Annotated in this window: 15 protein-coding genes; 6 read left to right on the top strand and 9 right to left on the bottom strand. The window is 69.3% G+C overall.

From position 1 onward, the window contains the following. Positions 1-139: 139 nt before the first annotated feature. The 7 genes from QTI20_RS13465 to QTI20_RS13435 form a co-directional block, all read right to left on the bottom strand. On the bottom strand, positions 140-1,051 hold the full coding sequence (locus QTI20_RS13465; RefSeq protein ID WP_286551552.1) for a TauD/TfdA dioxygenase family protein: 912 nt from the start codon (positions 1,049-1,051) through the stop codon (positions 140-142). Between the two features lie 144 nt (positions 1,052-1,195). After that, entirely contained in the window at positions 1,196-1,777 is a 582-nt protein-coding gene (locus tag QTI20_RS13460) for a hypothetical protein (RefSeq protein ID WP_286551551.1), read from the bottom strand. Between the two features lie 11 nt (positions 1,778-1,788). After that, a complete protein-coding gene (locus tag QTI20_RS13455) occupies positions 1,789-2,613 on the bottom strand; it encodes a MetQ/NlpA family ABC transporter substrate-binding protein (RefSeq protein WP_286551550.1) in 825 nt (274 codons plus the stop codon). Between the two features lie 144 nt (positions 2,614-2,757). Beyond that, on the bottom strand, positions 2,758-3,420 hold the full coding sequence (locus QTI20_RS13450) for a methionine ABC transporter permease (RefSeq protein ID WP_183026147.1): 663 nt from the start codon (positions 3,418-3,420) through the stop codon (positions 2,758-2,760). After that, a complete protein-coding gene (locus tag QTI20_RS13445; RefSeq protein WP_219212806.1) occupies positions 3,413-4,288 on the bottom strand; it encodes a methionine ABC transporter ATP-binding protein in 876 nt (291 codons plus the stop codon). The genes QTI20_RS13450 and QTI20_RS13445 overlap by 8 nt, the downstream gene beginning before the upstream one ends. A gap of 102 nt (positions 4,289-4,390) precedes the next feature. After that, a complete protein-coding gene (locus QTI20_RS13440; RefSeq protein WP_286551547.1) occupies positions 4,391-5,170 on the bottom strand; it encodes a tRNA-uridine aminocarboxypropyltransferase in 780 nt (259 codons plus the stop codon). A gap of 39 nt (positions 5,171-5,209) precedes the next feature. After that, positions 5,210-5,617 carry a Rid family hydrolase gene (locus tag QTI20_RS13435; RefSeq protein WP_286551545.1) on the bottom strand — a complete coding sequence of 136 codons (408 nt, stop codon included), beginning with the start codon at positions 5,615-5,617 and terminating at the stop codon, positions 5,210-5,212. 133 nt (positions 5,618-5,750) lie between these two features. Between QTI20_RS13435 and QTI20_RS13430 the strand changes: the two genes are divergently transcribed. From QTI20_RS13430 to QTI20_RS13420, 3 genes are all read left to right on the top strand, one after another. Next, on the top strand, positions 5,751-6,677 hold the full coding sequence (locus QTI20_RS13430) for a LysR family transcriptional regulator (protein ID WP_286551544.1): 927 nt from the start codon (positions 5,751-5,753) through the stop codon (positions 6,675-6,677). Between the two features lie 111 nt (positions 6,678-6,788). Then, positions 6,789-7,616, top strand: a complete 828-nt coding sequence (locus QTI20_RS13425; RefSeq protein ID WP_286551543.1) for a MetQ/NlpA family ABC transporter substrate-binding protein — start codon at positions 6,789-6,791, stop codon at positions 7,614-7,616. A 155-nt stretch (positions 7,617-7,771) separates the two neighbouring features. Further along, positions 7,772-8,131, top strand: a complete 360-nt coding sequence (locus QTI20_RS13420) for an HPF/RaiA family ribosome-associated protein (protein WP_286551542.1) — start codon at positions 7,772-7,774, stop codon at positions 8,129-8,131. Positions 8,132-8,145: 14 nt separating this feature from the next. On the opposite strand, the gene QTI20_RS13415 is transcribed toward QTI20_RS13420, so the two are convergent. Then, the gene (locus tag QTI20_RS13415) at positions 8,146-9,132 is read right to left on the bottom strand and encodes a glycosyltransferase (protein WP_286551540.1); all 987 of its coding nucleotides are present in this window, start codon (positions 9,130-9,132) and stop codon (positions 8,146-8,148) included. 236 nt (positions 9,133-9,368) lie between these two features. Here QTI20_RS13415 and QTI20_RS13410 point away from each other — a divergent pair, with 236 nt between their 5' ends. Beyond that, positions 9,369-10,382: a sensor domain-containing diguanylate cyclase gene (locus QTI20_RS13410; RefSeq protein WP_286551539.1), complete on the top strand. Its 1,014-nt coding sequence runs from the start codon at positions 9,369-9,371 to the stop codon at positions 10,380-10,382. Here QTI20_RS13410 and QTI20_RS13405 read toward each other — a convergent pair. Next, positions 10,379-11,386, bottom strand: coding sequence for a Bug family tripartite tricarboxylate transporter substrate binding protein (locus QTI20_RS13405; protein WP_286551536.1), 1,008 nt, complete (start codon positions 11,384-11,386; stop codon positions 10,379-10,381). The genes QTI20_RS13410 and QTI20_RS13405 overlap by 4 nt on opposite strands. Before the next feature lie 127 nt (positions 11,387-11,513). Here QTI20_RS13405 and QTI20_RS13400 point away from each other — a divergent pair, with 127 nt between their 5' ends. Then, the gene (locus tag QTI20_RS13400) at positions 11,514-12,125 is read left to right on the top strand and encodes a hypothetical protein (protein WP_286551533.1); all 612 of its coding nucleotides are present in this window, start codon (positions 11,514-11,516) and stop codon (positions 12,123-12,125) included. A 223-nt stretch (positions 12,126-12,348) separates the two neighbouring features. After that, positions 12,349-13,272, top strand: coding sequence for a LysR family transcriptional regulator (locus tag QTI20_RS13395; protein WP_286551531.1), 924 nt, complete (start codon positions 12,349-12,351; stop codon positions 13,270-13,272). Positions 13,273-13,314 lie beyond the last annotated feature (42 nt).

Raw genomic sequence — 13,314 nt, 5'->3', positions numbered from 1 at the left:
GGAACTAAACCTTGGAAGGAAGAGGAGGGACGGTCTTCACGGGAGACACCGCGGAACTGGCTTTGCCAGGCCGCTGGTGTCCCCCCTTGAGGGGGAAGCGCCGCAGGCGCTTCGGGGGTGGGTCAATGCCCGGGGTGGGTCAAAACACCCGGTCGCCTTCGATCGTGGTCCGGAACAGCTTGCGCCGAAGGTGGTCCGGCGTGCCCGCCGCCAGGTGCATCAGCGAGCGGTTGTCCCAGAACACCAGGTCGTGCGGCTTCCATTCATGGCGATAGACGAAGGCCGGTTGCACGCTGTGCGCGAACAGTTCGGCCAGCAGCGCGTCGCTCTCGTCCTGCGGCAGGCCGACGATGCGGGTCGTGAAATGCTCGCTCACGAACAGCGCCTTGCGGCCGGTCTCGGGATGGGTGCGCACGATCGGGTGCACGGCCGGTGCGACCTGATCGATCTGCTGCTGCGAGAGCTTGGGCCGCCACGGGTTCTTGGCGCGCAGCTCCTCGTACTTCGCGAGATAACTGTGCTCGGCCTTGAGCGGCAGGATGCGCTGCTGCAGTGCGGGCGGCAGCGTCTCCCAGGCCAGGTGCTGGTCGGCGAACAGCGTGTCGCCGCCCTCGCTGGGCAGCTCCTGCGCATGCAGCAGCGAACCCAGGCTGGGCGTTTCCTTGTACGACAGGTCCGAGTGCCAGTAGACGCCGGCATCGCCCAGGCCGATGGGCTCGCCGTTCTCCTTGATGTTGGAGACGATCAGCACCTCGGGATGGCCCTGGAGCTGGAACTGGTGCAGCACGTGGATCTGCAACGGCCCGAAGCGGCGGCTGAAGGCCACATGGTCCTCGGGCGACACGCGCTGGTCGCGGAACACCACCACGTGGTGGTCGAGGTGCGCGCGATGCAGCCGCGCGAAGTCGGCGGCGTTGATCGGCCGGGAGATGTCGAGGCCGACCACCTCGGCGCCCACGGGCGCGTCGAAGGGGCGGACCTCGAAGTCCTGCGGTGCGGCGACAGCCTGCGCCGCGGCGTTCTCGGTATCGGTGGGGGTGATGACGGTCATGCGAGCCACTCTTCTGTGAAGTGCCGCCGGCCCAGGGCCCCGCGGCGAAGAGTTCGACTCTAGGCAAGCACGACCCTACAAGGAACGACTGAATCGTTGCTTGCTTATGCGTGAAACGTCTTTGGGCGCCGTCGGCGCCCGGCGTCAGTCGACTTCGGCTTCGTGTCCGGTCATCTCGAGCAGGCGCTCGACGAAGTCGTCGAACAGCGGCAGAGCCGCGGGCAGCACGTGGCCCGTGGGCTGCGCGACCCAGCCCTGCGGGTCGGCGAACAGCCGCAGCGCATCGAAGTCCGGCTCGGCGCCGGCATCGAAGGCATGGGTGGTGCCGGCCGGCAACGCGACCCAGTCGCCGGCCTCGCACAGCAGGCCCGCGTAGCCCTTGCCGCTGCGCACATAGAACAGGCCCGCGCCTTCGAGGAAGAAGCGGATCTCCGCGTCGGCGTGCGTGTGCTCGGTGAGGAACTGCGCGCGCAGCGCGGGCCAGCCCGGCTGCCCGGGCGCCACGCGCACGCGGTCGGCACTGCGCACCTCGAAACGGCCCGGCAGCGCCGCGATCTCCTCACCATAGGCCGCGCGCACGGCGGCGGCATCGCTGCCGTCGACCTCGCGCACCGGCCAGCGGCCCCAGGCCACGCCGGCCTGCGCCAGCGAGCGGCCGATCAGGTGGTCGCACACCAGCGTGTCCTGCCAGCGGCCCTCGGCGTCGAAGCAGACCAGCGCGGCCATGGCTTGCCGCCTTACTGCAGGAAGCTGGGCTTGGCGTAGCCCTGGAACTTGCTGTCGACCACGGCCTTGTATTCCTTCGAGCGGTAGGCGTCGGCGATGTCCTTGGCCCAGGCCGTGTCCTTGTCGGCACGCTTGACGGCCACCACGTTCAGGTAATGGTCGGGGGTCTTCTCGAGCGCCACGGCTTCGGTGAGCTTCAGGCCCGACGAGATCGCGAAGTTGCCGTTGATGATGGCGTACTCGGTGTCGCCGATCGAACGCGGCAGCTGGGCGGCTTCGAGCGGGATGAACTTGAGCTTGCGCGGGTTTTGGTCGATGTCTTTTTCCGACGCGCGCAGCGGATCGATGCCGGTCTTGAGCGTGACCAGCTTGTTCTGCTCCAGCAGCACCAGCGCGCGCGCCAGGTTGCTCGGGTCGTTCGGCAGCGTGACGCGGTCGCCGTCCTTGGCTTCGCTCAGGCTCTTGCGGTTCTTGGAATACACGCCCAGCGGCGCGATCGGGCCCTGCACCAGTTCGACGATGTCGAGCTTCTGGTCGGCCGCGAACTTCTTCAGGTAGACCAGGTGCTGGAAGAAATTGGCGTCGAGCGAGCCCTGGGCCAGCGCCAGGTTGGGTTGCACGTAGTCGTTGAACTCGACCAGCTTCACCGTGTAGCCCTTCTTCTCGAGGATCGGCACGATGCCCAGCTTCAGCTGGTCGATGTTCGAACCGGCGGTGCCGCCGATCACCAGGTTCTTCTTGGCGGCTTGCGCCTGGGCGTCGAGCGTGAGGCCACCGAAGGCGAGGGCCGCGATGGACAGGGCGAGGAAGGAGCGGCGCAGGGCAGAGGTTTTCATGTCGGAGAGAGATCAGGGAACAAAAAAAGAAAGCGGTACTTGAGCCAGGGCACTCGCGGAACTGGCTTCGCCAGGCCGCCGAGTGCGCCCTCTTGAGGGGGAGGCGGCGACACGCAGTGCGCCGCTTCGGGGGTGGGCCAAGTCCTAGCGTTTGTCGAGGCGGCGGGCGGCGGTGTTGCCCACGAATTGCAGGATCTGCACCAACACCACCAGCAGCACCACGGTGAAGACCATCACGTCGGTCTGGAAGCGGTAGTAGCCGTAGCGGATCGCCAGGTCGCCGATGCCGCCGCCGCCCACCACGCCGGCGATGGCCGAGTAGGAGAGGAAGCTGACCGACAGCACGGTGAGCGCCAGCACCAGGCCCGAGCGGGCCTCGACCACCAGCACGCGCCAGACGATCTGCAGTTCCGAGGCGCCCATCGCATGGGCGGCTTCGATCACGCCGCGCGGCACCTCGCGCAGGCACTGGTCGACCAGGCGTGCGAAATACGGGATGGCCGCCACCGACAGCGGCACCGCGGCCGCGAGCGGGCCGATGGAGGTGCCCGCGATGATCCGCGTGAAGGGCACCAGCGCGACCAGCAGGATGATGAAGGGGAAGGAACGCACGGTGTTCACGATCCAGTTCAGGATCAGGAAGGCCGGCTTGTTGTCCAGCGACTGGCCCGGGCCCAGCAGGAACAGCAGGATGCCCAGCGGCCCACCGATCAGCACCGCGGCCGTGAGGCCGATGCCCAGCATCAGGAAGGTCTGGCCCGCGGCGAGCCAGAGCTCGGGCAGGATGGCGGCAATGTTCTCAGGCATGGGCGAGTCCTCGGGGCGCGGCGGCAGCCGACAGGGGGGTGTTGGCGGCTTCGCGCGCATCGCGTTCGCGACGGCGCACCAGGGCATCGATCTCGCGGCCCAGCGCGGTCAGGCGCTCGGCCTGCGGCGCTTCGTCGACCGCGAACTGCTCGATCAGCTGGCCCTTCTCGAGGATGGCGACACGGCGGCACAGCACCTCGACCACCGAGAGTTCGTGCGTGACGATCACGATGGTCACGCCGATCTTGGCGTTGATGTCGCGCAGCGTCTCGAGCAGCGAGCGCGTGGTCTCGCTGTCGAGCGCCGAGGTGGGCTCGTCGCACAGCAGCACCTGCGGGCGCGGGGCCAGCGCGCGGGCGATGGCCACGCGCTGCTTCTGGCCGCCGGAGAGTTGCGCGGGGTAGGTGTCGATCTTCTCGGACAGGCCGACCAGCGCGAGGCATTCGCGCACCCGGGCGTCGATCTCGGCGCGCGAATGGCGGCCATGGATCTTGAGCGGGAAGGCGACGTTGTCGAACACGCTCGCGTTCTGCAGCAGGTTGAACTGCTGGAAGATCATGCCGAGGTTCTGGCGCGTGTCGCGCAGCTCGCGGCGCGAGAGCGTCGTGAGGTCGCGCCCGCCCACCAGCACCTGGCCGGCATCGGGCCGCTCGAGCAGGTTGATCAGCCGCAGCAAGGTGGACTTGCCGGCGCCGCTCTTGCCGATCAGGCCGAAGATCTCGCCCTCGGGAATGTCGAGCGTGAGCGCGCGCACGGCGTCGAACACCTCGCCGCTGGGCAGGGCAAAGGATTTCTGCACGCCCTGGAGACGGATCACCGGAGGTTTCAGGGGCGGCGCCTGTGCCGCATCGGTCGAAGAAAGGGTCATCGCGACGGAATCGCCGGGGGCCACGCGGCCATCGGACAGAGGAAAAGGACGCGAGTATGGCAAATGAACCACACCGGATGGAACGACTGAATCGCGATCTGCTTATTCGGATTCCGTATAAGGCGGGCCGGTCCGGGCCGCAATGTGCGTTTCGCACGCCGCGCGGAGGGCTTTAAGTCGCTGGTGCGCGGGGCTGTCCCGGACCACGGGCTGCTGGTTCTTCGCCAGCAGGTAGTGCTCGGTGAACAGCGCCAGGTAGGCATCCAGGGTCCGCGCCAGCGCATGCTCGCCGATCAGGTCCATGCACAGCGCGGCCACCTCGCTGGTGCAGAGGTGGTCGTCGCGACCGGAGCGGCGCAGCCGGTACTGCGTGGCCTGGTCGGGCTCGACGCTCAGCACCGGCAGCGCATTCAGGTACGGGCTGCGGCTGAACATCTTGCGCGCCTCGGACCAGGTGCCGTCGAGCAGGATGAACAGCGGTCGCCTGCCGCCCTCGCCTTCCGCCGGCGCCACGCGCTGCACCACGCGCTCGGGCGCCGCGTACTGGCCCGGGAACACCACATAGGGCTGCCACCGGGGATCGGCCAGCAGCGCCAGCAGCGCGGGATCGACCTCGGTGCGGGCCCAGCCGAAGGCGAAAGTGTCGGCCACCACGTCGGCGATCAGCCAGCCGGTGTTGGTGGGCTTGAGCGGCTCGATGTACGACATCAGCAGGCACACGCCGGCGCGCGTGTCCATCGACGGGCGCAGCGCGCAGAGGCAGTGGCTGGGCAGCAGCCGGCAGCCGGCGCAGCGCTCGCGCTTGAAGCCGCCGCGCGAAAGAAAGGGTTTGGTACTGCCCGCGAGGCGCTCGGCGCGCAGCAGGGAAACGGCGTGGGGCATGCGGGGATTGTCCGCCTCCGCGGTACGCCCCGCGCCAGCTCAGTCCGCCCGGGCCGTTTCGGGCAGCTTCGCGATCACCTTGATCTCGAACTGGAAGCCGTAGAGCCAGGTCACGCCCACGCCGGTCAGCGTGGGGTGCGGCGCCTCGCCCCAGTACTCGGGCACGATCTTCCAGATGGTCTCGAAGTTCGCCTCGGGGTCGACCACGAAGACCGTGACGTCGACCACGTCGTCGAAGCTGCAGCCGGCTGCGGCCAGCACCGCGTTCAGGTTGTCGAAGGCGCGCCGCACCTGCGCTGCGAGTTCGGGTTCGGGCGAGCCGTCGGGGCGGCTGCCGACCTGGCCCGAGACGAAGAGGAAGCCGTTGGAACGGATCGCCGGTGAGTACCGGTTCTTTTCGTAGAGCGCCTGGCGCCCGGGCGGGAAGACGACGTCGCGAGTGGTCATGGAAGGCCTTGGGTGAATGCGTCGAAGATGACGATGAAGGGACTTTAGGGACGCGCGCCGTGCGGATAAACAGGCCGGATCGACAGTCACTGTTTGCAGAACCCAAACAATCCCGGAAGGCGCGGACTCGACGATGGACCGTATTGACGCGATGCAGGCCTTCGCCCGGGTGGTGGAAACGCGCAGCTTCACCCAGGCCGCCGCCACGCTGCACCTGAGCAAGACCACCGTGACGCAGCTGGTGCAGCAGCTCGAGGCGCGGCTGCGCGTGAAGCTGCTCCACCGCACCACGCGCAAGGTCAACGTCACGGCCGACGGCGCGGCCTACTACGAGCGCGTGGTGCGGCTGCTGGCCGACATGGACGATGCCGAGACCAGCCTGTCCAGCGCCGTGGCCGCGCCCCGCGGCCGGCTGCGCGTGGACGTGCCGAGCCCGCTGGCCCGGATCATCCTGGTGCCCGCCCTGCCCGCCTTCCATGCGCGCTACCCCGACATCCAGCTCGACATGGGCGTGAGCGACCGCCCGGTCGACCTGATCGGCGAGAACGTCGACTGCGTGGTGCGCGGCGGCGAGATCACCGATGTTTCGCTGATCGCGCGCCGCGTGGGCGACCTCCAACTCGGCGTCTACGCGGCGCCGGGCTACCTCGAACGCGAGGGCACGCCCACGCGCCCGCAGGCGCTGGAAGACACGCACCATCGCATCGTGGGCTTCCGGTGGGCCCGCACCGGCAAGGCCCTTTCGTATGCGATGCAGCGCGCCGGCGAACGCCTCGAAGTGCAGGGCCGCCATGCGTTCGCGTTCGACGACGGCAATGCCTACCTCGAAGCCGGCCTGGCCGGCCTGGGCATCCTCTGGCTGCCCGACTACATGGCCCGCCCGCATGCGGCGCGCGGCGAACTGGTGCCGCTGTTCACCGACTGGCAGCTCGATCCGATGCCGCTGTACCTCGCGTTCCCGCCGAACCGGCATGTGAGCGCCAAGCTGCGCGTGTTCATCGACTGGATCGTCGAACTGATGGCGCTGCATGCGCCGGTCGCACCGCCGCGCAGCGCCTGATCGAGGCCCGCCGCGCGGGGCGCGGGCATATAGACATGAGGATTTGTTCGTTCACGAAAGGGCGCGGCACGGGCACAGTCGCCCCCTCTTCTCTTCATTCCTTTCGTCGCCATGCTGTTCTCCGCCCTTCGCCGTCGTGGCGCCCTCGCCGCCCTGTCCGCCACCGTGCTCGCCGCCGCCTTCGCCGCCAGTGCGCCGGTGCATGCCCAGGACAAGTCCCGCATCAAGGTCGGCATCTCGGTCGGCAACGCCGAGCAGATCTTCGAGGTGGTGAAGAAGGTCGCCGCGCGCGACGGCCTGACCGTCGACGTGGTGGTGTTCAACGACTATCAGCTGCCCAACGCCGCGCTGTCGGCGGGCGACCTGGACGCCAACGCCTTCCAGCACCAGCCCTTCCTCGACAACCAGACCAAGTCGCGCGGCTTCGACCTGGTGCCGGTCGGCCTGACCGTGACCGCGCCGCTGGGCTTCTACTCGCGCAAGCTCAAGAGCATCGACGCGCTGCCCGAGGGCGCCTCGGTCGGCATCCAGAACGACCCCTCCAACGGCAACCGCTCGCTGCTGCTGCTGCAGGCCGCCGGCCTGATCACGCTCAAGCCCGAAGCCGTGAAGAACAACACCGCCACGCCGCTGGACGTGGTGACGAATCCCAAGAAGCTCAAGCTGGTGGCGCTCGACGCCGCACAGCTGCCGCGCTCGCTCGACGACCTGACGATCGCATCGATCAACAACGACTACGCCGAGAAGTCGGGCCTGTCCTTCAACAAGGATGCGGTGCTCAAGGAATCGGCCAAGAGCCCCTACGCCAACCTGATCGCGGTGCGCCGTGCCGACAAGGACGCGCCGTGGGCGAAGAAGCTGGTCGCGGCCTACCAGTCGGCCGAGGTGCGCCAGTTCATCGAGACCAAGTTCAACGGTGCGCTGATCCCCGCCTTCTGACCCTCCCCTGACGCAGGCGGCAAGAGGCTCCCTTGGCCTACGCCGCGGCGCCGCCGGTGGCGCCATGCTGTGACTTCGAACCGCCGCCGCGCGCTCACGCGCGGCGAGCGGCCTCGCTGCCAGAGTGCAGCGCCGAACATGGAGCACACATCCGCATGGAAATCCACATCAACACCGGCAACGGCATGGACAACAAGGAAACGCTGGAGAACTGGGCCGACGGCGAGATCCGCCGCACGCTGGGCCGCTTCTCGAACGACGTGCGCCGCATCGAAGTCCATCTCTCCGACGAGAACAGCGGCGCCAAGGGCGGCGCCGACGACAAGCGCTGCGTGATCGAGGCCCATGTGACCTCGCTGCCGCCGGTGGCCGTGACGCACCAGGCCTCGAGCCTGGACGAAGCCTTCCGGGGCGCCGAAGCCAAGGCCCGGCGTGCACTCGATACCGTGGTCGGCAAGCTCCACGAGCGCCGCGACCACACCTCGATCCGCACACAGCAGCCCGACGGGGTCTAGCCCCTTCTCCCGCCCTAGCCGCGCCAGGGCAGCGACCGCGCCGCGCCCTGGATCACCGGCGGCGAGGCATTGAGCAGCTCGCCCGCCACCACCCGCTCGTAGTAACGCAGGTAGCCACGGGCCATGGCGTCCGAGCTGAAATGCCGCACCACGTGCGCATGGCAGGCGCGCGCATCGAAGCGCGACGATTGCAGCGCCTCCGCCAGCGTGGGCGCATCGGCCGCGAGCACGCCGCAGTCCTGCGGCACCAGTTCGGGCAGCGAGCCGTAGGGCGTGGAGAACACCGGGCAGCCGAAGTAGAGGCTCTCGATCACCGCGAGGCCGAAGGGCTCGTGCCAGCGCACCGGAAACACCATGCCGCGCGAACCGTTGAGCAGCTCGCACTTCTGCTGGCCGCCCACCATGCCGTGGAAGTGCACGCGGCGCGAAAAGGTCATGCGGATGCCGCGGCGGAAATTGAAGCGCTCGCCGCCCAGCACCTCGAGTTCGATGCCCGCCAACCGGGCCACGCGGATCGCGCCCTTGAGGTTCTTGACGCCCCAGGCGCCCTTGCCGAGAAAGTGCGCGTAGGTGCGCGGCCGCTCGAAATCCACCGGCCCGTAGGCCGACCAGTCGAGGCCGTTGTAGACGAACTCGCTGGAGCCGTAGCGGGACGCATGGTTGCGCGTGAGGAAGACGGTGTTGCGCGGCAGCGGCCGGGCCCGGTGGCTGTTGCCATGCTCGGTGAACAGGAAGGGCTTGCCCAGCGCATCGTCGGAGCCCAGGCGCGGGTCGAACTGGAAATGTACCAGGTCGACGTCGTCGGGCACCTGTTCGTGCCAGGGCCGCTCGGGACGGATCGGCAGCAGCCGCGCGAAGTCGCAGCGCGAACCCTCGGGGACCAGGTAGGTGACCTGATGGCCCATCTCGACCAGCTTGCGCCCCAGGTCCCAGATCACGCGCTCCGTGCCGCCGTAGGCGAACACCGGAATGGGCGAGTTGTTGGCGATCATCACATGCATGACGCGCTCCGTGACGGCCACGCCGCAGCGGGGATCCACGCCATCGCAGGGTCTGCATGGGGATCGTGAGAAGACCAGTTCATGAGAGTCGCTTTCCTCTGGCGCTCCGTCGAAGCGGGAGCTGTCAGGGCGTGATTCTCGATGCAAACCGGAAGCTGCCGGGCAAACATGATGGATCCGGCGCCGACGCACCGCGGACCGCGGTGGGGGATTGAGGACACAGGACACAATAGCCCATGGATTCTCTGATCGTTCAGCTCTCCGAGTCGGTCTCTTCCGCCCAGACGCTGGAAGAACTGGCCCGCCCCATGCTCGAGATGCTCGAGGCCGTCACCGGCTGCGAATCGACCTACCTGACCGCCATCGACCTGCAGGCCGGGGTGCAGCAGATCGTGATCGCGCGCAACACCCGGCAGCTCCAGATTCCCGAGGGCCTGTCGGTGCCCTGGGAGGACACGCTGTGCAAGCGCGCGCTCGACGAGGGACGGCCCTACACCGACGACGTGGCCGGATGCTGGGGCGACTCGGATGCGGCCCGCCAGCTGGGCATCCGCACCTATGTCAGCACCCCGGTGCGGGCCGACGGCGACCTCTACGGCACGCTGTGCGCCGCGAGTTCGGCCCAGCTGCCGCTGCCGCCCAACGCGCAGCATGTGCTGCAGCTGTTCTCGCGCCTGATCGGCCAGCACATGGAGCGCGAGCGCCTGCTCACGCAGCTGAGGATCGCCAACGCGCAGCTGGTGACCAGCACGCTGACCGATACGCTGACCGGCCTGCCCAACCGCCGCATGCTGGTCGAGGAGCTGGGCCAGCTGCTGGCCCGCGGCGCACGCAGCGGGAGCACCGTGCTGGTCGGCTTCGTCGACCTCGACGATTTCAAGGCCATCAACGACACCTACGGCCACGACTGCGGCGACGACTTCCTGCGCGCCATCGCGCGCCGCCTCGACGCCACGCTGCGCGCGGGCGACACGCTGGCGCGCCTGGGCGGCGACGAGTTCGTGGTGGTCGGCCCGGGCCCGCTGCCCGGCCCCGCGGCGGCGGCGGCGGTGCAGGCGCTCGAGTCGCGCCTGAGCCTGGCCAGCACCGGCGAGGTGGTGCTGCGCGAACGCACCATTGCCTATGGCGGCGCCAGCGTCGGCGTGGTCGCGGTCGACCCGAAGACCCACGACGTGAACGATGCGCTCAAGCAGGCCGATGCCGCGATGTACCAGGTCAAGCACCGGCGCCGCTCCGCAGCGTCGCGCTAGGCGTCCGTCTTGATGCCGCGCATCAGGATCACGCCGCCGAGCAGCGAGGTGTCCTGGCGCATGCGGTAGCTCAGCGCCTTGGGCGTGCCGGACTGCGCCTGCCAGCCGGCCTTGAGCAGGGTCTGCTGCACCTCGGGCGCGCGCACCACCTCCGACAGCGCCGCATTGAGCTTCGCGACCGCCGCGGCCGGCATGCCCGCGGGCGCGGCGATGGCGGTCCAGATCTCCAGGTCGGCACCGTGCACGTTGGCATCGCGCAAGGTGGGCAGCTCCTCGTACAGCGGGCTGCGCGCCGCCGACGTGACCCCGATGGCCTTGAGCTTGCCCGACTGGATGTGCGGCTTGACCAGGCCCGGCGGCAGCAGCGCCAGCTGGATCTCGCCGGCCAGCATGGCGGCGATGACCTGCGGGTTGCCGTTGAAGGGCACGTGCGTGGCCAGGATGCCGCTGCGGCTCTTGATCAGCTCCATGCCCAGGTGCCCGACCGTGCCGGCACCGGGCGTGCCGTAGCGGCCCTTGTCGTTGAGGTTGCGCGCCCACAGCAGCAGCTCGACCGGGTTGGCGCCCACCGCCTGCGCGCTCGCCGCCAGCACCAGCGGCGCGGTGCCGACCAGGCTGACCGGCGCGAAGTCCTTCTCGGGATCGAAGGGCGTCTTGGGATTGAGCAGCCGCGCGATCGTGAGGTTGCCGTTGATCAGCGCGCCGATGGTGTGATCGTCCTGCGCCTTGGCCACCAGGTTGGCCGCGATGTTGCCGCTGTCGCCGGGCTTGTTCTCTACCGTCACCGGCTGGCCCAGCAGCCGCGACAGCGGCTCGGCGATGGCGCGCGCCGCGAGATCGGGCGAGGCCCCGGCCGGGAAGCCCACCAGCAGCCGCACCGGCTTGCTGGGCCAGCCGCCGGGCGACGGCGCGGCGGCGGCGCGCGCGCTGCCCTGGGCCCAGGCGCCGGGGGCGCAGAGGGCAAGGGCCATGGTTTCGAGCGCGCGGCGTTTGGTGATCGTCATCATCGGCGTTGGTAAAAATGTTACACAACGTTACCGCACTGCAGCAATGGCGCGCAAGTAGACGAAATGCCTCGTCTGCACACCGGCTGCCACGACGCTTGCCGAAGCCCGCAGTATGCTGTGGCGCATGCAGCCGCTCCATCGCCTCTGGATCTCCCTCGCCTGCCTGGCCGCCCTCGGCGGCCTCGCGTCCGTGGCCGCGGCGGGCGCACCGCCGGTCGAACTCGCCGGCATGGATCCGCCGAGCTGGGTGCACGGCGCCGACAAGGCCAGCGGCCGGGGCTGCCGCGCGGTGCGCGCGCGCCGGCCCGCGGAACTGCCGGCGCCCTGGCGCGGGCTGGTGCGCACGATCACGATGCAGTGCACGCCGATGGCCGGCGTCGACAAGGAGCCTGACGCGAGCACCGAATCCGTGGCCACCTTGCGGCCCGGCGCCGCGACCCTGCGCGGCATCCCGGTGCTGGCGCTGCGCCTGAGCGAATCGTGGGCGCACGGCGACACCCAGTACGTGCTGGACGCGCCCCATGCCGAAGTGGCGGCCCTGCTCGGCGCCTACATCAAGGCGCGCTGCCTGTCGCGCGCGGGCACCACCGTGGTGGTCGAGGGCCTGTGCGAACCCATGGCCGACGAGGGCAATGGCGGGACCTACACCCGCACCAGCGAACTGGGCGGCGCCTGGCTGCACCCGGACCCCGACGACGCGCGCCGCACGATCCTGGCGGACGCCTGGTCGGAGTAGCGCAGCCGCCCGGCGCTCACGCAGCTCGGGTCGCATCCGAGGGTTGGGCCCGATTCCTGCAAGGACGCACTGGAAGATGCTTCGCCCCTGCGATCCGTCTTCCGGTCCGGCACGCCGGACCGATTCCCAGCGTCCCGATGGAGTCTGTTCCCGTGCGTTCCGTTGTCCTGCCGCGCCGCCTTGCCGGCGCCGTCTCTCCCCTCCCCCGCGCATCGAGTCCCGCATGCGCTTCCTGACCATCCGCTACTTCCACGAGGTGGCCAAGCTCGGCTCGATCCGGCGCGCGGCCGATCGGCTGCACGTGGCGCCTTCGGCCGTCAGCCGCCAGATCGCGCAACTCGAGACCGAGCTCGACGCGGTGCTGTTCGAGCGCTCGAAGATCGGCGTGCAGCTCACGGCCGCGGGCGAGGTGCTGCAGCGCGAGACGCGGCGCATCTTCCAGGACCTGAGCCGCGCGCGCACCGCCCTCGACGACCTGCGCGGCCTGCGCCGCGGCGAGATCGTGATCTGGCTGCTCGAAGGGCTGGTGTCGGGCTTCCTGCCGCGCATCATCGCCACCTTCAACCAGCGCTATCCCGACGTCACCTTCAACGTCCAGACCGCGCCCACCGACCGCATCATCGAGGCGCTGCTCGAGGACTGGGCCGACATCGGCATCACCTTCAATGCCGCGCCACGCGCCGAGATCGAGGTGGTGGGCGAGTTCGTCGAGCCGATCTCCTGCCTGGTGTCGAAGACGCACGCCTATGCGGGCCGCAAGCAGCTCAAGATGGCCGACATCTGCAAGCAGCCGCTGGCCCTGCCCGAGCACAGCTTCGGCCTGCGGCAGGTGTTCGAGCGCGCGGTGCGCAAGCGCGGCTACAAGCCCAACGTGGTCGTCACCACCAACTCGCTCGAACTCACCAAGACCATGGCCGCCACCGGCCAGGTGATCGCCTTCATGCCGGCGCTCACGGTCACGCACGAGGTCGAGACCGGCTCGCTGCTGGTGATCCCGGTCGACGAACCCGAGTTCGCGGCCGCGCGGTCGAGCGTCAGCGTGCACCGCGACCGCCCGCTGCCGCATGCGGCGCGCGCCTTCCTGCGCCTGCTGACCGAGGAAAGCCAGGCCGCGGCCGAGCGCATCCAGGCGCCCCGCAAACGCTGAAAACGCCCGCCGGCAGCATCGGTTTCCGCACGTCCAGCGTGT

Source organism: Variovorax sp. J2P1-31 (assembly GCF_030317215.1).
In the GTDB taxonomy this organism is placed as follows: Bacteria; Pseudomonadota; Gammaproteobacteria; order Burkholderiales; family Burkholderiaceae_C; genus Variovorax.
Note: the sequence above shows the minus strand (reverse complement) of the source record. Positions and strands in the feature narration are given on the sequence as shown.